We start from the raw sequence: 23,597 nt of genomic DNA on the forward strand, positions 1-23,597 counted from the left end.
TTTTTTGTTGTAATAGGTGGACACAACGTTACAAGTGCATCCTGTTTATGAGTTTTGGGTTGTATTTCTATAGTGGTAATGGCGTCAGCGTGTCTCTGATTCAATATATAGATTTGTATTTATATTGAACGGACTATCGAAGTTGGCCAACATCTGGTGTTTGGTGTCTTTTTCCGACAGTAGGGCTTGGTCGGTGGGTATTTTCCAGTTGATGCCCAGCGATTGGTCCATGATAGAGATGCCGCCGTCAGCCTCTGGATGGTAGAATTCGTCGCACTTATACTGGAAAACTGCCGTTTCCGATAGTACGGCGAAACCATGTGCAAATCCTTTGGAGATGAAAAGCTGTCGGTGGTTGTCTTCTGTCAGTTCTACGGCAACGTGTTGACCAAATGTAGGTGATCCTTTACGTATATCTACTGCAACGTCGAGTACAGCTCCCTTGACACACCGCACGAGTTTACTTTGTGTAAATGGTGGTCGTTGGAAATGCAGTCCGCGCATGACTCCATAGCTTGACATCGACTCGTTGTCTTGTACGAAGCGTATAGTGTGGCCCAGTATTGGTTTGACCTTCTCGTCGAATTCGCGCTGTGAGAAGGATTCGAAGAAATAGCCGCGTGCATCGTTGAACACTTTTGGTTCAAGAATCAGTACGCCTTCGATATTTGTTTTTATTACATTCATAATGACCCTGTTCTATAGGGGTTGATAGGAAATAGCGATGTATTCGCTAACGATATGATATTATTGTATCATGCAAAGTTAGCGTATAATTGTGACATTGCAAAATTTATTGTTGCATTTGTTAAAAAAACGTTTTATACCTTATAGAAGTGCTTCGGCTTTTTTCACGCTACCGGCTTTTAATATGAGTTTTTTAACTTCATCATAGTCTTTGTATTTGGGATTGCGCTCCATGAAAATTCTCACAGCACGGTCGATGAGCTTTGCGTTGATGAGTTTTGCATTCACCATTTTGTTGCCTTCAACACGTCCGAGACGTATCTGTACTGTGGTGCTTATCATGTCGAATATCAGTTTCTGTGAGCTGCCGGCTTTCATTCGGGTACTTCCCGAGACGAACTCGGGTCCTGTTATAACCTCCACTTTATAGTCGGCTTGGCTGGCTATGGGTGAGTTGGGGTTGTTGACGATGCATCCTGTTGTGATGCCGTTAGCACGACAGTGTTGCAATGCTGCAAGTACGAACGGAGTGGTTCCGCTGGCTGAGATGCCTACAACGATGTCGGCAGTGGAAATGTTTTTGTCGATCAGTTGTTGCCAACTGTTTTTTGTGTCATCTTCACGCGACTCACGTGTTTGTGTCAGACACTCCGTTCCGCCAGGGAATATAGCTTGTATTTGTGTGCCGTCAGTGCCGTATGTGTTTTGCACTTCTATGGTGTCGAGTGTTGCAAGTCGTCCGCCAGTTCCACATCCCACATAGAATAGCCTTCCGCCACACTTCAGTTTTTGTTCTATCGCAGCGATGAGTTTGTTGATTGCCGGTAGTGCATTGCCTATGGCAACGGGAACTTTCATGTTCTCGCAGTTTATATCAGCTGTGATTTGTGCTATGGTCATTTGTTCGAGATGGTCATAGTGTGATGGTTGCTCTGTAATTCGTTTGTCCATTGTGTGATGCTTTTTTGGATGTTAGGTGCAAAAATACAATAAATTATTGAACCATGTTCATATTAGGATGTTTTTTTTGATCGTTTTCGTTAAGCCAGATGAGCAGAGTTAACTTTCCGTTTAAGTGAGCGAAAAATCAAGCTCGCTTGAAGTTTTCCGAACGTGAGGAAAGTCAACGAAGTTAAGTACACTTAAACTCTGCCATGGCGAGAAAAGTATTATAAGGTTCCTTGCAGAAAAACAAAAGAGGGATACATCACTTTTGATGCACCCTCTTAGTAATATATCGGGAGATTTTATGTTTCAAATTTGCAGTTTGTTTCAGATTACATCATTAACTGAGCCCTTTTTCAAAGTGGGCTCAGTTAATGATGTAATACTATTTCAGCACACCAAGTTCCTTGCCCACCTTGATAAATGCAGCGATAGCCTTGTCAAGTTGTTCACGTGTATGACCGGCAGAGAGCTGAACGCGGATGCGAGCCTCACCTTTCGGAACTACGGGGTAATAGAATCCCGTAACATAGATGCCTTCCTCAAGCAGGCGGTTTGCATAGCGCTGAGACAGCGGAGCATCGTAGAGCATTACAGCACAGATAGCGCTCTGAGTAGGTTTGATGTCAAAGCCGGCAGCGAGCATCTTGTCGCGGAAGTAGTTTACATTCTCTACGAGGCGATCGTGAATGGTGTTATCCTCCTTCAGCATCTTGAACACCTCAAGGCTTGCACCGATGATTGATGGAGCCAACGAATTGGAGAAGAGATACGGACGACTGCTCTGGCGCAGCATGTCGATAATCTCCTTACGACCAGTAGTGAATCCACCGAGAGCACCACCGAAGGCTTTGCCCAAAGTGCCGGTATAGATATCTACACGACCGTATGTCTTGCAAAGTTCACTCACACCATGACCCGTTGCACCCACAACACCTGCAGAGTGAGACTCGTCAACCATGACAAGAGCATCATATTTCTCTGCCAAGTCACAGATTTTATCAATAGGTGCCACATTGCCGTCCATAGAGAACACACCATCGGTGCAAATGATACGGAAGCGCTGAGCCTGGGCATCCTGCAAGCACTTCTCCAATTCCTCCATGTTTGCATTAGCATAGCGGTAGCGCTTTGCCTTACACAAACGCACACCGTCGATGATAGAAGCGTGGTTGAGTGCATCAGAGATGATAGCATCCTCCTCAGAGAGGAACGAGCCAAACAAGCCACCATTGGCATCGAAGCATGCTGCATATAAGATAGTATCTTCTGTTTGGAAATACTCTGAGATGGCTGCCTCAAGTTCCTTATGGATATCCTGTGTACCACAAATGAATCTTACCGACGACATACCGAAACCACGGCGATCCATCATTTTCTTTGCACCCTCAATGAGGCGTGGGTTATTAGCCAAACCAAGATAGTTGTTTGCACAGAAGTTGAGCACTTCCTTGCCCTTTACCTGAATAGCTGCCTGCTGTGGGCTTTCAATGATACGCTCCTCTTTATAGAGGCCTGCTTGCTTCAGATTCTCCAAAGCGCTTGCGAGATGTTCTTTTACTTTTCCGTACATAATAGGATTATTTAAAAGTTTTAGTTATTGAAATGCAAAATAACTCATTTTTTTTCAAACAAAAAAAGGTTTTTGTGTTTTTTTTCAATAGAACAAAAAAATGAGCGGTTTTGTATTGCTATTTGGAAAAAAATGCTTTCCTTTGTACCTATAAACGCTAAAATACATAATACTATGAACATTATCTTGGTTATAGGCTCAACAGGCCAGATTGGCTCAGAGCTTACAAGGAAGTTAAGAAGCATTTACGGAAACGCAAATGTTGTAGCTGGTTACATAAAAGGCGCTGAGCCTAAAGGGGAACTTGCAGAGGCAGGACCAATGGCAGAATGCGATGTAACAAATCCTCAGATGATTGCCGATGTAGTGAAAAAGTACAACATCGACACCATCTACAACCTCGCAGCATTACTGTCTGTTGTTGCAGAGTCGAAGCCACGCCTGGCATGGAAAATCGGTATTGACGGCCTATGGAACATCCTCGAAGTAGCTCGCGAGTGCGGTTGCGCTGTATTCACTCCGAGTTCAATCGGTTCGTTTGGTTTGAGCACGCCAAAGATGCTCACACCGCAGGACACCATCCAGCGTCCGCGCACCATCTACGGCGTATCAAAGGTAACAACAGAGCTTCTCAGCGATTACTACTTCAACAAGTATGGTGTAGATACTCGCGCTGTGCGCTATCCTGGTGTTATCTCATACATGACACCTCCAGGCGGCGGCACTACAGACTACGCTGTTGACATCTACTACTCAGCCGTTCGTGGCGAGAAGTTTGTCTGTCCGATTAAGGAGGGCACACTCATGGACATGATCTACATGCCAGATGCATTGAAGGCTGCCATCAACATTATGGAGGCAGACCCCACACGCCTTGTTCACCGCAACGCGTTCAACATCGCTTCGCTCAGCTTTGGACCAGAGACCGTCTTTGCTGCAATCAAGAAGTACAAACCTGAGTTTGAAATGGTTTACGATGTAGATCCGTTGAAACAGAGCATCGCAGAGAGCTGGCCCGATCGCATGGATGACTCTTGCGCTCGAAATGAATGGGACTGGTGTCCGACCTACGACCTCGACACCATGACAAAGGATATGCTTGAGAAACTTACCATAAAGCTCAAAGGATAAACATATCGAAAGCACATACAAGTGGAGAACGTTTTCGTTAAGCCAAATGAGCAGAATAAAGCTCGCTTTAATTCTGCCATGGCGAGAAAACGAAGGATGAAATCCAACGTTTTCGTTAAGCCAAATGAGCAGAATAAAGCTCGCTTTAATTCTGCCATGGCGAGAAAACGAAGGATGAAATCCAACACTTCTTCATCTCCATAGCTCTTCTGCTGGAGGTCAGACCAGTCGAACATGTTGTCATTTTCGATAAGCAGATTGTCTGCAAGTTTCCATCCGTCGTTTCTCGAAGTCCACGGTTGAGGCTGATAACCGGCTATCATTCTCAGAATGGAATCGTTCATCTGATTATGGTCCCCTTCGTTCCATAGACGTAAAACAACAATACATCCTCGGCGGGCAGCCTCTTGGGCAAATGTTATTACTTCGTCGATGTACTGTTGAGGATTGTCTGTGTTGTTTCCTTCGCGCGAATGGAGTGAAATTTGCAGTTTGTGGGGTAGGGCATCCAGCATGTCAGAGCGTTGTGAAAGGAGAGTACCGTTGTGGTAACCACTGGTATGAAGCCTTTGTTGCGCGCCTTGTGTATAAACTGTGTTCAAGATAACATCGGGTGATGTCGTATTTCGTATTCATAGTCCATAGGTTGTTTGAAGTGATAAAGGTAATGAAAAAACTTTGGAAACAAAAATAAAAAAGTAATGAAATAAAATTTTTATTACCGATAGTATTGTTATTCCTGTTTTTCCCCCTAATTTTGCATCATGATGAATGTAAACAGATAGATTGCAGAAAAACAATAATAATTAAAAAACACAGAAAACTATGAAAATTAAAGGTTTAATGACTTTTGCCCTCCTCGCCATGGCGATGTCAGCGTCAGCACAGGTGCAACTGCTGTTTTTTGACGGCGGTCGCCACGTTATCGAACGTAATAAAAACTCTACTGGATGGATGCCGGTGACGAGGATCCCTGTTTCGATATTGTGAACTATAAAAAGGCTGGCAATAAGGAAACATTTACCCTGAAACGCAAGGAAAAAGAAAATGATGGAAGCCCCGCAACCTATAATGCCACACTTATTGTGGATGGTGACAAAACCGTGGAACTGAACGTTTCGGGCAAGGGATCCTATGGTGTGCAGAAGTTTTCGGGTAAGGTAAGAAACACTTCGAGAGATGATTATGAAGACGATCGACTGAAAAAATATTTCAATGGATTGGCTGGCAATCCCACTACCGACGCATCTATGCCTGTCGGCAAAGGCAAAATGAATGCTCCTACCAGCGTGAAAGATGTGAAGGAACAAGGTGCCAAAGGAACTGCCGATAAAGTGAAAGATGCGGCTAAAGGTGCATTTGGAAAAGTCAAAGGCGTGTTTGGCAAGAAGAAAAAGTAATATGTTTCGTCATATTACATTTGTATGATGTGAAAGATAGGGCTGGTTTCCCAATGTGGAATCCAACCCTATTCGCTTCTCTTAGTATTGATTCCATAATGCAAGGCGTGGCGCAATGTTCGCATACAGTAAAATCAGTTTTCAAGAACATTTCGACCACTCGACCATACCTATAGTATAACATGCAGTAGCTTAGAGATTTAAGTGGTGGTCGAAGCCTAAAATATTCGATCGCCATCGACCACCATTGACCACGCGAATTTTTTCATCTATCGCAAACATGATATACTAAGTGGGCCATGGTGTCGATGTCTAATTGGGGTTGCTGATGTTTGTCAACGCTTTTTCAAACCTTGATAATATTTTTATCAAACGTTGGATAATACCTTTATCAAACGTTGGATAATACTTTTATCAAACGTTGGATAATACTTTTGTCAAACGTTGGATAATACTTTTGTCAAACGTTGAAAAAAACTTTGCCAAACGTTAGACAATACTCTTGCCAAACGTTGGACGATACCCTTGCCAAACGTTAGACAATACCCTTGCCAAACGTTGGACGATACCCTTGTCAAGACTAACAAACACAATAATATAGGCAACAGGTCCGATCTCAATTCTGTCATTCCCGTTACTACCGGCGCTATGGCGTCAGGAAACGGATGGCAGAGTGTGAAGTTTGGCAAACTGGCAACGGGCAGATACATCGCTCTACAGTGTTTCGATACACAAGACGGTACTCCGCTCTCTGTTGCTGAGATATATCTGAGAGATGTCAACGGGCAACGCATTGCTCGCGACCAATGGCAGGTGAAATATGCTAATAGCGAGAACGAAAATGGAAATCACACTGGAGACAAAGCTTTTGACCTGCAAGAGTCAACGTATTGGCAAACGGAAGAGTCGGCAGAAATGCCACATCTCTTGGTGATTTCTCTGATGTTTTCTTATTCTGAAGAGGAATTGTAAAATGCATAATGAAGAAAAGTATCTGTTATAGGTATGTTTTTGAACAACATTCGATTTTTTTTTCGTAATTTTGTGGCATAAAATCAAGTAAATATAAGATATGAAAACGATTACATCTGAAACCGGAGAGAAAATAAAAATTGTTGTAGGTGACATAACTAAGTTAGAAGTAGATGCCATCGTTAATGCTGCCAACAAGACTCTGCTGGGTGGAGGTGGCGTGGACGGCGCTATTCATAAAGCCGCTGGTATTGGACTTCTGAAAGAGTGTAGAACCTTAGGTGGCTGTAATGTGGGTCAAAGTAAAATGACAGAAGCATATCAACTGCCTTGTAAGAAAGTCATTCATACCGTTGGACCTATATGGTATGGTGGCTCTGACAATGAACGCAAAATGCTGGAATCTTGTTATGATACCGCGATGCAACTTGCAGAGGAACATCATTTGAAGAGTATTGCTTTTTCATGTATCAGTACCGGAGTATTTGGCTTTCCGAAAGCTGAAGCAGCACAAATTGCAAAACGTGTTATCTGCGAACATATCCGAAACGGCTACGATGGAGAGGTTATCATTTGTTGCTTCTCTGAAGATGATGCCCGGTATTATCTGTAGGGGAACTGGGCCTTATAGCTCAGCTCTTTAAATATCACTCATCCTGCATCGCAAAGTCTGGCTTGATACTAGAAAAAACATAATTACTCATGTATCGTTCTATTATTGGAAAGGAATAACTAAAAAGAAAATCCGCATAACTCACCTGAGCTATGCGGATTTATCTATCTATACCTTTTGGTAGTTATCTATACTTACTTCACCTCCTCAAATATAAACGCTATTGTGTATCATGCGATTACAAATACGCGTAAACGATAAGAGAATGTAAAAGGGGCTGTAAAGCCAAACAAAAATAGAAATCCCAAGTAAGGGACTATTTGTTCTATAAATCCAAACTATCCTCTTTGAGTAAGAAGTCGAAAAGACCGATTGTGAGTATTCCCTCCTCGTTTCGACGAGGCATAATGTGGTCTTTCACAATGATAACCTTCTTGAAAGAGTCATTGATGTTGGTCAGAGAACGAGACTCCTGTATTTCTTTTTCTTTGTCAGGTATAGACAATGCCGACTGTACGTAATATTTCTTGCTTCCAAGACTGGCGATGAAGTCCACTTCCAGTTGAATACGAACCCACTTACCATCCTTGTCCTGCTTCTTTATCTCCACCATTCCAACGTCCACACTATAACCACGTGTGATAAGTTCGTTGTAGATGATGTTCTCCATGATATGCGTCTCTTCCTGTTGGCGCATATCAAGGATAGCATTTCTCAAACCAATATCAGAGAAATAGTATTTGGATAGTGTGTTGATGTATTTCTTACCTTTTATATCGTAACGTATAGCTTTGTTCAGCAGGAACGATTCGGACAGGAAGGTAAGGTAATTGGAAATCGTCTGACTGCCTATGCTTACATTCTTAACACTTTTGAAAGTATTCGACAATTTAGTCGGATTGCATGGAGCACCTATAGACGATGCCAAAATAAGCACCAGTTCACGCAGTTCATTATCGTTTTTGATTCTGTGCCTTTCGATAATATCAGCCAAATAAACTGTTTCGAACAGTTCCTTCAGATAGTTTATCTTCTTCTCTTCTGTTTCAAAAGATTGAATGAGCGGTAAACCACCGTAAGTATAGTATTCGCGCCATGCATCCTGCTTGTCACCGCCAACGGCAGAATAAAACTCCGCAAAAGACAATGGATTAACATGAATAGTCTCTCCTCGACCACGAAATTCCGTAGGAATGTCTGATGATAGGAAGTGAGAGTTACTGCCTGTCACGTATGTGTCGGCATTATCAATATGACGGAAACTATTCAACACATCCACAAACTCGTCCATCAGTTGTACCTCATCTATGATGATGTAATACAGTTCTTTGTCCTTGATTCTGTCATGAACATAGTGAAGCATAGTGTCTGGATTTCTCAGTTCCTTGTTCATGCGATCTTCAAGGTCTATGCGGATGATGTGGTCATCAGCCACTCCATTATCTAATAGGTAGTGATAGAACAAGACGTTCAGCAGATATGATTTGCCACATCTGCGGATTCCTGTTACCACTTTGATAAAGCCATTCTGACGGCTTTCTACCAACTGCTTTAGATACCTGTCTCTTTTTATCTCCATCATTTGCATTATATTTTTGCCAGTATTGGCAACTTTTTATGATGCGAAGGTACTTCTTTTTATTCTACTACACAAGTTTTATATTAAAAAACTGCCAATCTTGACATAATTTTAATGCAGAGATAGCAAGAGTGACCAAAATTTAGTTTCAAATTGAGGCAAACTCAAAGCATTTGGAGAAACGAACTTTTTATGATTTTCTCTGAACTTTTCTCTGAACCAAACACATCTTTCTCCGAACTATCATTGCCTCCATATATGAATGCGATTTCCGCGGAGAAAACCATATGGTTGTCAGTCATTTCAAAAGATATTTCAAATACACATTATATTTAATAATAAGCATGAATATTTTCATGTACTCATCAAAAGATTGGTCTTTTAATCAAATTTTGGCTTATTTATGGAGTTTTTTGAGCATATCAGCATTTGTCTCGATTATTTTTTGTAACTTTGCCGTCAAACAACAGAAATCTATCATGGCAAAGTTAAATCGTATAAGAGTCGTTCTCGCAGAACGTGACCTAAACAACAAGTGGCTATCCGACAAACTCGGTAAGGATCCTGCTACAGTGTCCAAATGGGTCACCAATACCACTCAGCCCAGCCTTGAAGCCCTCATTGCAATAGCCAATGCGCTTGAAGTGCCTGTGCAGGAGTTGGTGAGACAGGAAGAATTCAATCAAGAGAAATAAGTCGAAATGACGTACGAAGCAAGAGCAGAGCTAAAGTTTGTTTTGGCTATGCCTTGCAAGAAGGAAGAAGACGAAGTCAAATGATAACAAAAGACGAAATACAAGAACTGCTGCATAGCACGGAAACCTATCGTGTGGAGCGAACCACGTCAACAGGTGACATGGATAAGTTCCAAGAGGCTATCTGTGCCTTTGCTAACGATCTGCCCAATTCGCGCAAGAATGGCTACCTGATATTGGGCGCTTACGACAACGGAGAGTTGTCGGGGTTGAAGGTCACTGATGAATTACTGAAGAAGATTGCAGCCATACGCAGCAACGGAAACATCCTGCCTATACCTGTTATGAGTGTTGACCGTTTCCAGTTCCCGGAAGGTGACTTATTGGTTGCTGAAGTTAGTCCGTCTGACCTACCTCCTGTACGCTATCGTGGACGAACCTTTATTCGTATCGGTCCTCGTCGTGACATAGCTACGGAGGCAGAAGAACGCATCCTTGCAGAACGAAGAATGTCTTTCATGGCCACCTTTGACACCATGCCTTGTTTGGCTGCCAAACTGAATGATATCAATACGGACTTGTTGCGCACAAAATATCTGATACCGCTATTAGGTAATGAGTTGGTGGAATCTGACACTCGTCCCATCGAGGAACAGATGGCCGCTGTGGGTATGTATGACACGGAGCACAAATGCCCCACATACGCAGCAGTTGTTCTATTTGGCTACAAGCCGCGCCGTTTTATGCCAGGTCTTTATGTGCAGTATGTGTGTTTCAAGGGTGAGGACGTGACCAGTGAGGTAGAGAACGAAATGCAGTTGGAAGGCAACTATTGCGAACTGTTACCACGCCTGGAATCACTTTTGGAGTTGTCAGTCATCAAGAAGAAACCCGTTTTTGTTTCTATCCTTCGCGAGGAAATGGTCAGCAACTACCCCTATCAGGCTATCCGAGAACTTCTTCTCAACGCCTGTATGCACCGCGATATGCAGAGTAATACCCCACTTCGCTTCTATGAGTTTGCCAGCCATCTGGAGATTCTGAATGCTGGTGGCTTGTATGGAAATGCCCGTCCTGAGAATTTCCCAAGTGTGAACGACTATCGCAATCCACTTGTAGCCAGTGCCATGAAGACGCTGGGCTATGTCAATATGTTCAATCGAGGTGTAGGTCAAGTCCAGACTGACCTGAAGGAAAATGGCAACCAACCCGCAGAGTTCAACGTCAATCTTATCACGGCATTCAAGGTTGATGTGAGAGTCTCACAGAGTTATACCAAAGAGGATGGCGGTAAAACTGGCGGTAAAGTTGGCGGTGATGTGGCGCTAATAGAAATGACTGATATTCAGAAAAGTATAATAGATTTGATTGGGGCTGATGCTTCAATTTCTATCGACCTAATGGCGGTAAAGATGGCGGTAAAGAAACGCACGTTGGAGAGAGAAATTGCTAAAATGAAACAGAAAGGCTATATCTCTCGAACAGGTTCCCCTCGTTCTGGCAAATGGGAGGTTATTATCCCTTACAATTGCGTTATTGAGATTGTGTAGCTATATCGAACTGAGGGTGAGAAGTAAACAAGAATAAAAAGAAGAAAGAATAATTGTAATGAACGTGATATCATTCTTTGCTGGTTGCGGAGGTCTTGACCTTGGTTTTGAAAAGGCTGGATTCCGTGTGGTTTGGGCTAATGAGTTCGAACCAGGCGTTCATGCGACCTATGAAAAGAATCATCCTAATACGATTCTCTGCAAAGAAGATATAATTAGTGTTGACCCCAAAGATGTGCCAGATTGTGACGGTTTCATTGGTGGTCCTCCTTGTCAGTCTTGGAGCGTAGCAGGTAAGCAACAGGGACTTGATGATAAGCGAGGCCAGTTGTTTCTCACCTACATCGGCATGATTAGGGCAAAGATGCCCAAGTTCTTTGTAATTGAGAATGTCAAGGGATTGCTCGATGAAAAGTTCAAGGATGTCTTTGAAACCTTCCTTGCTCAACTGGACGAGATTGGTTATGATGTGAAATATCGTTTGCTCGATGCCGTTGACTATGAGGTTCCCCAGAATCGTGAACGTGTGTTCCTAATTGGTTTCCGTCACGACTTGGGAATTGACTACCATTTCCCTCTGCCTTCTACTAATAAGCCATTGACGCTAAAAGATGCCATAGGCGACATTACGGCAACACCCATTCCATGTGAAGAGGTCGAGGTGATGACTGATTGCAACATCTATTACAACGGCAAGTTTGGGCCACATTATTATCGCGGAAATCGCCGCCGCAGTTGGGATAAGCCATCATTCACTATCCATGCTACAGGTTACAACATACCCCTGCATCCATCCTCGCCAAGCATGATTTATAATGCTCATGAGGATTGGTCGTTTATCAAGGGACGGTATCGTGAATACAGGCGTTTGACTGTGCGCGAATGTGCCAGAATACAAACCTTCCCTGATAGTTTTGAGATAGATTGTCCCAACATCATTGATGCCTATAAGATGATAGGCAATGCTGTGCCTGTAAGGATGGCAGAGATTCTGGCAACTTCTATCAAAGAGGCTATCGAGAAAGTTACCTCTGAACGCAAACAGCAGCGTGGTGACATCAAGCCAGAAGACCGTGTACTGGTAGGCTTCTACAAGGGCTATCCCCATTGGAAAATCATCACTCACCAAGGCTTCTATTACGTCAGAGCTGATGGACGTAAAGGTTCAATGAGTGTTGAGGATTTGCAACCCCTCCCTAGATTGCTTCTGCTTCATTCTAATGGACGGATGCAGTTGTACGAACTGACAGATTCTGAGCCTAAATATTTTGGAAAGGATTATATAATACGCTTAGGATTCCAGCCATCAGGAGATACATACATCGGTGTTGGCTTTGATGTTTCGTCAAAATACAAACTGAAGTCTGTAGGAATCAACAAAGATACTATTAGGCTCAAACAGCGTTATGCACCATATTTAACAACGATTGAAGAATTGATTAATAAGAAATAATATGCCATTAAAGTTCATAGATTTATTTGCCGGCTTAGGAGGCTTCCATTTCGCTCTTAGTGAATTAGGGCATGAATGCGTATTTGCGTCAGAATTACGTGAAGATTTAAGAAAACTATACGCTATAAATTTCCCTGGTACTAGGATAGAGGGAGATATAACGAGCATTAGACCAGAAGACATTCCTGCCCACGATATACTTTGTGCTGGTTTTCCTTGTCAACCATTCAGTCAGGCTGGTAAGCGACAAGGATTTAACGATGAGAAAAACAGAGGTAATTTGTTTACATATATCTGCAAAATAATAGAATATCATCGCCCGCGATACGTTTTTCTTGAAAATGTTTCTAACTTGAAAGGACATGATGGGGGGAGTACATGGCAAACCATCCATAGGATGCTTGACAAAGAATTGAACTATGAAGTGGCTGAACCTGCGATATTATCACCTCATCAATGGGGAATACCACAACACCGCCGACGTATATACATAGTATGTGAAAATAGGGAAATGGGAAATCTGAAAAATTTCAGGTTCCCTATTCCACCAAAGTCATGGCCTAGCAATATAAAGCAGATTATTGACGAAGACGATTCTGATTTTATTAAACTCAAAGCTGATACACGTCAACAACTGGCACTATGGCAGGAATTTATAGATTTGACCATAGCTCATGGTCAGAAGATTCCTCGTTTCCCAATATGGGCGATGGAGTTTGGCGCTGACTACGAATTTAAAAAGAAGGCACCTGCGTTTCAATCTTTAAAAGAATTGAAAGGGAAGCATGGTCATTTAGGCAGGCCCATAGATGGTGTTGGTAAGGCCCAGTGTTTAGGGTGTCTTCCAATCTATTCACAAACAGATAAGGCTGAGTTTTTTCCAGACTGGAAAATTAGATACATAGAACAGAATCGAGAATTCTACAAAAAAAACAAAGAATGGCTCGATCCTTGGATATCTAAGATTCAGCATTTAGAGAACAGCCATCTTAAATTAGAATGGAATTGTGGTGATGATGCAAAACCCATATTGGAGGACAAAATTATACAGTTCCGTGCATCTGGTATACGAGTTAAATTACCAACTTTCTCTCCCGCATTGAATCTGGTTGGCACGCAAATTCCGATTTTTCTATGGATAGATTTACCCAAAGGTTCTTATAAACCAGGAGAGCCCTCTAAAGGACGATATATGACCAGAAAAGAGGCAGCCAAATTGCAGGGAATGATGAAACTCAAGTTTGGTGATGAGAGTTTCCAATTGTCGGTAGCTCGTTCATATGCAGCTCTTGGTAATGCAGTGAATGTAACTATAGTTAAACATATTGCAAAAAACCTTCTGAGTTTATGACAAATCAAAACATTTCATCCGTTGACATAACAATCGGTGCAAACATGTACGGACGCATTCCCGATCTGCCCAACACACCTTCACATGTGCTGGCTGAGTTTGTGGATAATGCCCTACAGTCGTCACGTGATAAGAAGGAGAAACTTCTTGCGGTTGATTCAGAGTATCGGCTTCGAATTGATATTGACTTTGAGTGGGATGGAAACACCAATCAGGCAACGGCAATCATAATCACAGATAATGCAGGCGGAATTGATGCTTCAAACTACACCAAAGCATTCAAACTTGCCAATACCCCAGAAAACAATGAGGGATTGAATGAGTTTGGTATGGGCTTGAAGACTGCTGCGCTTTGGCTTGGCAACGAATGGAGTCTGAAAACTTCTGCACTAGGTGAAGTGGTTTCCCGTTCAATCACATTCGACCTTAATAAGGTGCTAGCCGACAGTCTCACCAAACTTGTAGTCAAAGAAGAGGAAGCTGAGACTGCAGAACATTACACCTCTATTCGGATAACTTCGCCAACGCCTAAGGCACCGACCAAGAAGGCTTTGGATAAGATAAGAACAGAACTAAGCAGTATTTATCGCAAATCTTTGCGTATGAATGAGGCCGACATCTATGTTGATGGCATAAAATTGGCATTTGAAGAGTCTGAAATACTCACAGCACCATCGGTAAAGAACCCAAATGCTCCTGCAATCTATTGGCGCAAGGATATTGATTTCAAGTTTGGCAAATACCGAGCTACGGGTTTCATTGGAATCCTGAAGGACATCAATAGTACGAAGAACGGTTTCGTCCTGTTGCGTCGTGGACGTGTTGTCTATGGCGCAGAAACTGATGGACGATACTTTCCAAAGAGCCTTTCGGGTTCTACTGGTACATTCCGTTACAAGCGTATCTTCGGAGAGTTGGAGTTGGAGGGCTTTGCAGTATCCTTCAATAAGAATGATCTTCAGGACAAAGAGAATCTTGAAGCTCTGATGGAGATGCTTCGTGGTGAAATACACACCAAGGAGTTTGACCTTTACAATCAGGCAGAAGATTATCGTCTTGACGAACGCCAGAAGAAAGTAAACAAACTGGTAAAGTCGCACAACAACCACAAGAAAAAGAACGAGAAGGTTGAAGTGGTTACAAAGCCACAGCCAGTAACTACAACCACCACGACAACCTACACCACCGGCACAACTCCTCAACCATCAATCGTGAGTGAAACCGTAGAGGACACACCACTTGTAATGGGACACTTTGATGATACTTACAACATCAATGGGAAGGATTACAAACTACGTGTTGAGATGGTTGATAAGGGAAGTGAACTTGTATGGCTTGATACCATGCAGCAGGACGAAAATGTGGTTACTTGCAAAATAAACATGAACCATGTTTTCTTCCAGCATTTCCAGAACTCAGAGAAAGCCATTGTTGCCATCCTCAAAACCATGGCTCTTGCAAAGTTCATGGCTAAGGAAGAAGGTAACGACTCAACGGCTGAACTCTTCGACTCATTCAACGCTTACATCAAAAAGACCAAAGTATAAAGTATGCAGCATATTATTATAAACGACACGCCAACAGGTGCGAATGCGGTTGACGCAACAAACAGTTCTGTCTTAAACGAGGTGGAACTGGGTGCGCATTTCAACTCATTTGTATTTTCGCAGATGATAGGTCCTAAACCTGATGGCTCATACAAGAAGAAAGGTATTACACCAGTTGGAGCAGCAACTTTACGCGAAGAAACTGCTCACATTCTTGCGCATTGCAATCCTCATAATGCTGTGCATAATCCAGAAACAACGCATCTTGTTGTCGGTTATGTGCAGAGTGGTAAGACCATGTCGTTTACAGGCCTTACGGCACTTGCTCTCGACAATCACTATCGAGTGGTTGTTTATCTGGCAGGCTCTAAGACAAACCTTCTAGATCAGACATCAAAACGATTGAAGAAGGACTTGATAAAGGAGAGTGGAGTCAACAATCGTGAAGTCTTCAAGATACACAAAGACCCAAAGATTGATGACCTTGACCAGATTGTGGGCAACCTCTACATGGACAACACCATTCTGCTCATACCTATCCTCAAACATCATAAGCACATTGACGCTTTGACTTCCATCTTCAAGTCAAACGACTTTATTGAAGCCATGGAGGATGAAACTGTTCTTATCATTGACGATGAGGCAGATCAGGCTTCTCTCAATAGCTATGGCCGTAAAAATAGTAAGAAGGCAGAGGATGAGGAAGAAGAAAAGTCAGCGACCTATGATTCTATTATCAAGATGCGTAATGCGCTTCCAGGTAATACTTACATCCAATACACAGCTACTCCACAAGCCAACATCCTTATCAGTATGAAGGACATGCTGTCTCCTAAGAGTCACACTCTGCTGACTCCGGGGGAAGGTTACATTGGAGGCAAATTGTATTTCGGACGTGGAGCAAACCATGAATTGTATAGAGGCAGGTTGATTCAGCAGATTCCAAACGAGGAGGTTTTCCATAAAACAAAGAATCCGCTTGACCGCATGCCAAAATCCTTGAAGGATGCTTTACTTATGCACATTCTTGCCGTAGCAATTGTGGTTAAGTACCTACGAAGAGATGGAGTAAACTATCTTTCGATGATGGTTCACCCTGCTACAGAGAAGAAGTACAACTCGAAGTTCAAGAAGTGGATTGACGCGCAGTTGAAATCATGGCGTAAGTCAATACGCAAAGATGAAGGCAACGATGATAAACGTAGTTTGATTAAACGTCTGCGCGAATTGTTCCCGGCTGCAATAGAGTTCTATAACGTAGAGGAACGACCTGAATTTGAAGAGTTGCTCCCTCTGATTCAAAATGTGCTGTGTAGTTGGAAAGTTTATCTTGTGAACACCGATAAGGATGCCCAAACAGAAATAGAATGGGATGAGTACGCCATGCATGTATTAGTTGGTGCTGAAATGCTCAATCGTGGATTCACCGTTGAGAACCTTGCAACAACCTACATGCCTCGATACTCTACAGGACCAGCTAATGCGGACACCATCCAGCAGCGTTGCCGTTTCTTTGGTTATAAGCGTGATTACATCGAATCTTGTCGCGTTTATCTGCCAAGTTGGACAATGAACGACTACAAGGCTTACGTTGACCACGAAGAAGAATTGCGTTCTGTTCTTGCTACATGCGATAACCTTGCAGCAGCTGAGCGTAAGATACTTCTTTCTCCAAAGATGAGAGCTACACGCGCAAATGTGTTGCCAATCAGTATTGTCAATAGCCAATTGAAGGGCGTAAAGGAAATGCAAGCATACGAGAGCAAAGAGCGTATTGAGCAAAACAGACGAGTGGCAGAGGCGTTTATTGAAAGGCATATCGAAGACTTTAACATCGAAGAAGATTATCATACAGATGACCGCTGTCATCGTGGCTTTCGAATGCCCGTTGATGAGGCAATAGAGTTCCTTGATGATTTCCAGTTTGGGAATTATAAGGATGCCACTAGAAAGGCTGCGACGATACGCTACTTACGCTATTTGGCTGATAAAGAAGATGAACCATTACAGTTCGTTTATTTCTACCAGATGGCATACAAGCGAATTGGCGCAAACCTTCGTTCCCGTAATTTTGATTACAATGCTTTGAGGATAACCGTTCCTCTGGCGACTGGTCGATCTACAAGTGGTGCAGACGTTTACCCTGGTGATTTGGCGATTGTCGGCTCTGATTCTATTACCATTCAACTATACCACATTAAGTTGGATGGAGTAAAGCCCGTAGATTACCCCGATGATGCTTACTCGCTTGCAATCAGCTACCCAGAGTCATTTGCAACAAATTATGTCCTCTCAGAACAAGCTAATCAAGAGGACGAGGATGTTGAAGACGATGATTAAAATAAGGAATGACTATGCAAAATAAAGTTTTATTTGAGCAGTTCAAAGCTCTGGCCAAAATCACAACAGAAGACAAAAACTTTGCGGTTATTCCAATCATGGATACTAACCACAAATTGGGAATCTCGAAGGAGGGGTACCCTAAGTTCTTCGTATGTACTAACGATACAGTATCGTCCATCCCGAATACGACACTTGATATTCTGTCCGTTGAGTATAATCTATCATGCACTTTTGTTGATGACAATGATACGAAAACGCCGCACCATTACACCATCTTAACCCTCCGTTCTGTTGATCAGATACTACAGGAGGACTTTTTCGACATTGTTATAATGATGTTTGACAGAATGCCAGAGATTCCTTCAAAGCGCGAAATCGCCATTGAGGTTGAGAATCTAATCTCTATTTTTTCTTCTATGACGTGTCCGCCACGCAAGAAAATTCAAGGATTATGGACAGAACTACTGGTAATAGAACAAAGCTACATGCCAGAGGTATTGATAAAAGCATGGCACGAGTCGCCTACGGCTAAGTATGATTTTTCAATGGGACGCGACAAGGTGGAAGTTAAGAGCACAAGCAGCGAAACACGCATTCATCACTTCTCTTTGGATCAATTGTGTCCTTCCGCACATTCTCGTGTTGTCGTGGCTTCTGCAATAGTCAGAGAATCGGCACAGAGCAAGGATGGCTTGTCTGTCCGAGACCTTTACGATAAGATTTGTAGTAGAGTTAATTCTGTTGATGCACGAATGCACATGATGAGAGTGATTGCAGAAACCATTGGTACAGACATGCATCGGCTCAATGAGGTTTTCTTTGATTACGTTGAAGCATGTGATACGCTTCGATACTATGATTCCAAAGATGTGCCTGGAGTTGACAAGGATGGTGTTCACCCTGGAGTTACAGGCGTTGGGTTCAACAGCAATCTTTCAGGTATTCTGGATATTCAATCACCTGATTCAGAATTCAAACGTGGTGAAAGCCCATTGTATAAAAGTTTGTTCAAATAAAACTATAGTAAATATGGACGAAGTAAATAAAATACTGGAACCAGAGCAGCAAACGCCCATTCAGCGTAAGAATCTTACATCATCTGAGTTACTAAACATATTTGTATCAGAGATGAATGCCTCTGCTACCTTCAAATTTATTGATGGTCAGAAAAATCCTTGTCATATAATGTTCGAGGGCGTAGAGTATTACATCTATATTAAGAATCTTTCATCTGCTTATTTTAGCAACCCTGATGTCTCACGAGCCCAGTTGACTGGTGTTGACACATTGCTTCAGATAAAAGAGACAGAGGCTTTGTTTATCTTGCTTGGTTATGATTCGGACAACCGAGTATTTGCAGCATGGAATCCTCATGTAGCTAAGCAACGTATTGGTACTGCGTCAAGTCCTTCTCTTTATTCTCGTTTCTCATGGCAGAAGGAGGCGGTTGAACAGGGAGACTTCATCACACGTGAGTTAAAGAATGATGGTTCCGTTCTTTTATTCCCTCAAGAATATATCAGTCTATTCCTTGCCAATATTGAAATGTTTTTCCCTGATACATCTGAATATGTTGCTATGGGATCGAAACGCAGAAGTGAAGCCAATGCAGCTTATCGCGAGTTAACGAACACACAACATCTGGGTGATTTTGCCAGATACTTAAATGCTGCTGGTTACGACCAACCAACGGTACAGGAGTATGTGCGTGCAATAAAGCAACTTATTAGCACTTCGCTCATTTCTAACAACAGAAGGATTTTTCTCGCTTGTGACACGCTGGAGGAATATCGTAATGCTGTCAATGAATTCCTTTCATTGGATGAAATAAAACAGTTGGATGCCGAGATGGATAATACATTCTCATATGCCCTGCCTGCATACATCGACTTCCTGATAGACGAATATAGTGAAAGCGAAAAGGACGCGGGAAATGGTAGTGATGAATTGCCTGAGCCAACAGAGGAGGAACTGGGATTGACCCCAGAAGATGAGAATAGTGCTGAAGCAGAGGAGGTTGACTATGAAACACCTTTTACTGACGCTCACGGTATTCTGACTTGCATTGCTAATCCTACTTTAATAGACCTATTACGTGAAGATTTAGATTCTGAATATCCGCGTCCAATGTCTGCCTATGCTACAGTAGAAGATTTCTATGGCGATTTATTCCCAAATATGGAAATGTTCCATTGGCAGGCACTATTTAAGAAAATAGACTGGAACAACCCTTATCCCACTTTGGATAGCATCCATATGTCATCGGAAAGAAGACGTTCCGTTAGACAAAAGATTCGCATAGTGTTTGATGATGGTAGAGAGATTTGCGAAAAACAAGTTGTGAATACCCTAATCGAGGTAATCAAGTATGCAGGCGTTGATAATGTTCGAGCACTCAATATTACAATGGGCAAGAATGGCGGTTCCCCTCTAATTGATACAGTGGTTAATCCGAAATATGCAAACGCATTCAAGGAATTAGGAAATGGACTTTACGCTAACACGTGCTCAGATACAGTGACAAAATACTTGCAAATTCAAAAGATAAATACAGCTCTAGGGCTTAATATGCAAATTTCTTTGGAATAAATAGTATCAGAATGGATGGTTTATTTCATTGAGATAATCAGAATGTTTTACAGTTAAGAACATAAAAGGCTGCAATATATGGAACTTCAATTTGATAAAAAAGGCAATATAGTTCGCTTAAAAGACATGTGCGAACATGTTATAGGGTCTGGTGTTTTGTATTACGAGGAATACCTGGGTGGAAGACTCTATGCATTGACAGCAGCTCATAACCTATATGAAGATGGCGATCTTTTTGGAGTTCTCCGAAAGAGTATCTATGTAGAGGTCTACTCATACACTCATCAATGCTATGAACCTATAACTATTAGAAACCTCTCCGATTCTGTAGCATGTTCACCAAAGAAAGATGCAGATTTTGCTATAATTGTATTGAACAAAGTCGATGTTGATTCTATAAATCCAAACTTATCAACAATACAAATTGTTAACAATTGCGCAGAAACCAAAAGCATGCTTTTATTGGGTTTCCCAAAAGCGAACAATCACAAAGAAGTATTGTCAAGTAATGTTACAAGAATAGAAGAGCGCATAGGGGAACAGCAATTTCTCCTAAATATGGAACAAGGCATTGCAAACTTTTATGTGGAGGGTTATTCGGGAGGCGGTATTTTCGTTGAGAATGAAGCCAATGAAAATGTTCTCCTTGGTTTGTTTGTGAGGGTGCAGGCAAATGAAGAACGTGGACATTTGGGTTATGGCCAATATCTTAAAGGCATTAATACCATTTTAGAAGATAAAAGGTTACCAACTATTCATTTTGGATATTTTGGTGTAAACGGACTGACTCATAATAAATTATCGAACCTTTGTAGTAAATCGAAGAAGAATTTAGGTCCTGATTTTGGTATTGATGTTAAAACATCGATTCAACCATATTTAGATGCAGTTTGTCGTAATGACAGTTTTCTCAAGGTCTTTACAGAGTCTCTTGAAAAATGGTTTCGTGATATACATTTTTATGGAAATGAGTCGACATCTCCTACAGGATTGCTGGAAACGGAATTCATGGAGATTAAAGATCATATTTCTCATATTATTAGTTGTCTTGAATTACAACTCCCTTGTGAAATAGATTTCTCCAAATGTAGTTCATTAATAAATAACTTTATGTCAAAAGTTAAGTCCTTAATGAATTCTATTTATGGGCAGTTAAGGGAACTTCATGGGGAATCATGCAGACAAGACAAGGAGTCTCTAAATGCTTATTTGTCAAGATTGTACACATTAGAGCGATACTGCGATGGTTTTAGTTATGCAATTAGAAGCACAAATTACCTATTTACAAATACTCCAATTGCAATCATAGAAGGTGAGGCTGGATGTGGAAAGTCATATATCTTGGGGCATTTGTCTGATTCCTTAATTAAATCTCATACGCCTGTAGTGTTCTTATTAGGTAGAGATTTTGATCAAAAAGAATCAATAGAATGTAATTTTAAGAAACTAATAGGTATCAATTGCGACTTAGATGTGTTTCTGAATAATTGCAACTGTATTGGCATTGAGCGTAATCAACGCTTCATGATACTTATCGATGCAATCAACGAAACAGAAGGTCGTCATTATTGGAAAAATAATCTTAGAGCTTTTGTTGATCTTATTAAGAGATATCCTGCTGTAGGATTAATCCTGTCGATTAGGTCCACATATATCAAAGATGAAATCCCAGATAATTTCACTAAGGATGATAGCATACATCTTATTCATCACGGTGGTTTAAGAGGGAATGAGGAAGAGGCTATTCATAAGTTCTGCAATTATTATAAAATTGCGGCTCCAACACTTCCATTACTTAATCCAGAGTATAGTAATCCTTTGATGTTGCATATATCATGCGAGGTCGCTCAAAAGGAAGGTCATGGCCGTTTCATTATGGCTCATACGGGAGCATCTTCTCTCTTTGATGCCTATCGAAAGGTGTACGATAGTAAGTTTGATGATAAGAATGATATATATGATGGAAAACATATTGTTTCTAAATCCATCAAAGCTATTGCAAAAGAGTTTGTAGATATAGGGGCAGATCGTATCAGTTTTGACCATTGTGACAGACTGTTGTCAGAGAAAGTGGGAGTAAAATACCCAACACTTTTGAAAGACCTAATCACTTCGTGCATTTTGTCAAAGGATTATGTTCCTGGTGAAGAGGTGGAATATATAAGATTCACCTATCAAAGATTGTCTGACTATTTCATGGCAGAAGCGTTAATTAACGATTGCCCTAATCGTGATGAAATTATAGAGCAATTTGCTGATGCAGAGTTCAAGAAACGTCTTTATAAAAATACAAATATTTCAGGCATTATAGAGCAATTTGCAATTTTACTACCAGAGAAATATAATCTTGATTTTTGGGAGGTGATCAATTTATCAGAAGTGGATTATTTATATAAATCTGGTGCAGAAATTTTATTAGAAAGCTTGGCATGGAGGTCAAAAGAACATATTGATGTCGATAAAATTGTAAAATACTTAAAAACAGAGAACTTCTCGCATTTTGAATATCTAAACACATTAATTCTACTTGCTCCTATTCCTGGTCATCCATTTAATAGTAATCGTTGGCATAATACTATGAAGCAAATGGATTTGCCTCATAGGGAACAAGTGCTCCAGAGGTTCTTGCTAGATTATTCAGATGTTGACAATAATTACTCTTGTCCACATATCGACAGACTCATAGAATGGGCATGGAGATTGGGGGTATCTGCAGAAGTGGATGATGAAGTGGCTCGATTGACAGGTCAATTGATGGCATGGTTTCTATGTTCTACTAAAAATGCACTTAGAGACAGAACAACCAAGGCAATGGTCAATCTGCTTCAAGGTCATGTTTTATCTCTTATTTCAATATTGAAATCTTTCGAAGGAATAGATGATCCTTATATTTTGGAACGATTATATGCAGTCGCTTATGGTTGTATTTTGCGTACGCCCAATGTTAGCGATAAAAGGCTAATTGGTGAATATGTATATCATTATGTATTTGTTGATTCAAATCTTCCTAAGCATCTATTAACAAGAGACTATATGTGTAATCACTAGTGTCCACTAAATAAATTTAAGACTTAATTCTCTTACAGTTTGTAACTTCTCGGCAGGTTCGCTTTTGCCGAGCAAATCTACGAGAGGGGTTCTGTCCAACAATGAGACAGATAAAATTCTT

At 41.5% G+C, this 23,597-nt stretch carries 19 protein-coding genes; 14 read left to right on the forward strand and 5 right to left on the reverse strand.

All coding sequences use genetic code 11. The features are described from left to right. Positions 1–84 precede the first annotated feature (84 nt). The 3 genes from rfbC to kbl form a co-directional block, all read right to left on the reverse strand. Positions 85–687 (reverse strand): dTDP-4-dehydrorhamnose 3,5-epimerase, encoded by a 603-nt coding sequence (gene rfbC / locus CIK93_RS09185; protein WP_094447154.1) that lies wholly within the window; start codon positions 685–687, stop codon positions 85–87. Positions 688–828: 141 nt separating this feature from the next. Further along, positions 829–1,638 (reverse strand): N-acetylmuramic acid 6-phosphate etherase, encoded by an 810-nt coding sequence (locus tag CIK93_RS09190; RefSeq protein WP_094447155.1) that lies wholly within the window; start codon positions 1,636–1,638, stop codon positions 829–831. 379 nt (positions 1,639–2,017) lie between these two features. Continuing rightward, on the reverse strand, positions 2,018–3,205 hold the full coding sequence (kbl, locus tag CIK93_RS09195; protein WP_094390869.1) for a glycine C-acetyltransferase: 1,188 nt from the start codon (positions 3,203–3,205) through the stop codon (positions 2,018–2,020). Between the two features lie 174 nt (positions 3,206–3,379). On the opposite strand from kbl, the gene CIK93_RS09200 reads away from it, so the two are divergent. After that, entirely contained in the window at positions 3,380–4,336 is a 957-nt protein-coding gene (locus tag CIK93_RS09200) for an NAD-dependent epimerase/dehydratase family protein (protein ID WP_094440827.1), read from the forward strand. Here the strand turns inward: CIK93_RS09200 and CIK93_RS13480 are convergent. Continuing rightward, positions 4,273–4,938 (reverse strand): hypothetical protein, encoded by a 666-nt coding sequence (locus tag CIK93_RS13480; RefSeq protein ID WP_144269541.1) that lies wholly within the window; start codon positions 4,936–4,938, stop codon positions 4,273–4,275. The genes CIK93_RS09200 and CIK93_RS13480 overlap by 64 nt on opposite strands. A gap of 223 nt (positions 4,939–5,161) precedes the next feature. Here CIK93_RS13480 and CIK93_RS13695 point away from each other — a divergent pair, with 223 nt between their 5' ends. The 4 genes from CIK93_RS13695 (at position 5,162) to CIK93_RS09215 (ending at position 7,321) form a co-directional block, all read left to right on the forward strand. Then, positions 5,162–5,326, forward strand: a complete 165-nt coding sequence (locus CIK93_RS13695) for a hypothetical protein (protein WP_158215506.1) — start codon at positions 5,162–5,164, stop codon at positions 5,324–5,326. Then, positions 5,287–5,736 (forward strand): hypothetical protein, encoded by a 450-nt coding sequence (locus CIK93_RS09205; RefSeq protein WP_094447156.1) that lies wholly within the window; start codon positions 5,287–5,289, stop codon positions 5,734–5,736. Before CIK93_RS13695 ends, CIK93_RS09205 begins: the two co-directional genes overlap by 40 nt. 558 nt (positions 5,737–6,294) lie before the next feature. Then, positions 6,295–6,708: a hypothetical protein gene (locus CIK93_RS09210; RefSeq protein ID WP_094447157.1), complete on the forward strand. Its 414-nt coding sequence runs from the start codon at positions 6,295–6,297 to the stop codon at positions 6,706–6,708. A 100-nt stretch (positions 6,709–6,808) separates the two neighbouring features. After that, complete coding sequence (locus CIK93_RS09215) at positions 6,809–7,321, forward strand: macro domain-containing protein (RefSeq protein ID WP_094434159.1); 513 nt, start codon at positions 6,809–6,811, stop codon at positions 7,319–7,321. Positions 7,322–7,646: 325 nt separating this feature from the next. On the opposite strand, the gene CIK93_RS09220 is transcribed toward CIK93_RS09215, so the two are convergent. After that, entirely contained in the window at positions 7,647–8,903 is a 1,257-nt protein-coding gene (locus tag CIK93_RS09220) for an ATP-binding protein (protein WP_094447172.1), read from the reverse strand. 476 nt (positions 8,904–9,379) lie between these two features. Here CIK93_RS09220 and CIK93_RS09225 point away from each other — a divergent pair, with 476 nt between their 5' ends. The 9 genes from CIK93_RS09225 to CIK93_RS09265 all read left to right on the forward strand — a co-directional run bounded on the left by CIK93_RS09225 (position 9,380) and on the right by CIK93_RS09265 (position 23,476). Further along, the gene (locus CIK93_RS09225) at positions 9,380–9,595 is read left to right on the forward strand and encodes a helix-turn-helix transcriptional regulator (RefSeq protein ID WP_094390873.1); all 216 of its coding nucleotides are present in this window, start codon (positions 9,380–9,382) and stop codon (positions 9,593–9,595) included. A gap of 80 nt (positions 9,596–9,675) precedes the next feature. Further along, on the forward strand, positions 9,676–11,145 hold the full coding sequence (locus CIK93_RS09230; protein ID WP_094447158.1) for an RNA-binding domain-containing protein: 1,470 nt from the start codon (positions 9,676–9,678) through the stop codon (positions 11,143–11,145). A 58-nt stretch (positions 11,146–11,203) separates the two neighbouring features. Further along, positions 11,204–12,598 carry a DNA cytosine methyltransferase gene (locus tag CIK93_RS09235; protein ID WP_094447159.1) on the forward strand — a complete coding sequence of 465 codons (1,395 nt, stop codon included), beginning with the start codon at positions 11,204–11,206 and terminating at the stop codon, positions 12,596–12,598. Position 12,599: 1 nt separating this feature from the next. Then, positions 12,600–13,949: a DNA cytosine methyltransferase gene (locus CIK93_RS09240; protein WP_094447160.1), complete on the forward strand. Its 1,350-nt coding sequence runs from the start codon at positions 12,600–12,602 to the stop codon at positions 13,947–13,949. Beyond that, a complete protein-coding gene (locus CIK93_RS09245) occupies positions 13,946–15,496 on the forward strand; it encodes an ATP-binding protein (RefSeq protein WP_094447161.1) in 1,551 nt (516 codons plus the stop codon). Before CIK93_RS09240 ends, CIK93_RS09245 begins: the two co-directional genes overlap by 4 nt. Before the next feature lie 3 nt (positions 15,497–15,499). Beyond that, entirely contained in the window at positions 15,500–17,836 is a 2,337-nt protein-coding gene (locus tag CIK93_RS09250) for a Z1 domain-containing protein (protein WP_094447162.1), read from the forward strand. A gap of 14 nt (positions 17,837–17,850) precedes the next feature. Continuing rightward, positions 17,851–18,855 (forward strand): PD-(D/E)XK motif protein, encoded by a 1,005-nt coding sequence (locus CIK93_RS09255; RefSeq protein ID WP_158215000.1) that lies wholly within the window; start codon positions 17,851–17,853, stop codon positions 18,853–18,855. 13 nt (positions 18,856–18,868) lie between these two features. Then, a complete protein-coding gene (locus CIK93_RS09260) occupies positions 18,869–20,428 on the forward strand; it encodes a hypothetical protein (protein ID WP_094390859.1) in 1,560 nt (519 codons plus the stop codon). A gap of 78 nt (positions 20,429–20,506) precedes the next feature. Next, positions 20,507–23,476 (forward strand): NACHT domain-containing protein, encoded by a 2,970-nt coding sequence (locus CIK93_RS09265; RefSeq protein ID WP_094447163.1) that lies wholly within the window; start codon positions 20,507–20,509, stop codon positions 23,474–23,476. The last annotated feature ends 121 nt before the right edge of the window (positions 23,477–23,597 follow it).

The sequence above is a fragment of the Prevotella sp. P3-92 genome (genome assembly GCF_002251205.1).
In the GTDB taxonomy this organism is placed as follows: Bacteria; Bacteroidota; Bacteroidia; order Bacteroidales; family Bacteroidaceae; genus Prevotella.

Excerpts from the sequence above, each read along its gene's own strand:
- rfbC (WP_094447154.1), bottom strand. The coding sequence starts at position 687 with ATGAATGTAATAAAAACAAATATCGAAGGCGTACTGATTCTTGAACCA.
- CIK93_RS09190 (WP_094447155.1), bottom strand. The coding sequence starts at position 1,638 with ATGGACAAACGAATTACAGAGCAACCATCACACTATGACCATCTCGAA.
- kbl (WP_094390869.1), bottom strand. The coding sequence starts at position 3,205 with ATGTACGGAAAAGTAAAAGAACATCTCGCAAGCGCTTTGGAGAATCTG.
- CIK93_RS09200 (WP_094440827.1), top strand. The coding sequence starts at position 3,380 with ATGAACATTATCTTGGTTATAGGCTCAACAGGCCAGATTGGCTCAGAG.
- CIK93_RS13695 (WP_158215506.1), top strand. The coding sequence starts at position 5,162 with ATGAAAATTAAAGGTTTAATGACTTTTGCCCTCCTCGCCATGGCGATG.
- CIK93_RS09205 (WP_094447156.1), top strand. The coding sequence starts at position 5,287 with ATGGATGCCGGTGACGAGGATCCCTGTTTCGATATTGTGAACTATAAA.
- CIK93_RS09215 (WP_094434159.1), top strand. The coding sequence starts at position 6,809 with ATGAAAACGATTACATCTGAAACCGGAGAGAAAATAAAAATTGTTGTA.
- CIK93_RS09220 (WP_094447172.1), bottom strand. The coding sequence starts at position 8,903 with ATGATGGAGATAAAAAGAGACAGGTATCTAAAGCAGTTGGTAGAAAGC.
- CIK93_RS09225 (WP_094390873.1), top strand. The coding sequence starts at position 9,380 with ATGGCAAAGTTAAATCGTATAAGAGTCGTTCTCGCAGAACGTGACCTA.
- CIK93_RS09230 (WP_094447158.1), top strand. The coding sequence starts at position 9,676 with ATGATAACAAAAGACGAAATACAAGAACTGCTGCATAGCACGGAAACC.
- CIK93_RS09235 (WP_094447159.1), top strand. The coding sequence starts at position 11,204 with ATGAACGTGATATCATTCTTTGCTGGTTGCGGAGGTCTTGACCTTGGT.
- CIK93_RS09240 (WP_094447160.1), top strand. The coding sequence starts at position 12,600 with ATGCCATTAAAGTTCATAGATTTATTTGCCGGCTTAGGAGGCTTCCAT.
- CIK93_RS09245 (WP_094447161.1), top strand. The coding sequence starts at position 13,946 with ATGACAAATCAAAACATTTCATCCGTTGACATAACAATCGGTGCAAAC.
- CIK93_RS09250 (WP_094447162.1), top strand. The coding sequence starts at position 15,500 with ATGCAGCATATTATTATAAACGACACGCCAACAGGTGCGAATGCGGTT.
- CIK93_RS09255 (WP_158215000.1), top strand. The coding sequence starts at position 17,851 with ATGCAAAATAAAGTTTTATTTGAGCAGTTCAAAGCTCTGGCCAAAATC.
- CIK93_RS09260 (WP_094390859.1), top strand. The coding sequence starts at position 18,869 with ATGGACGAAGTAAATAAAATACTGGAACCAGAGCAGCAAACGCCCATT.
- CIK93_RS09265 (WP_094447163.1), top strand. The coding sequence starts at position 20,507 with ATGGAACTTCAATTTGATAAAAAAGGCAATATAGTTCGCTTAAAAGAC.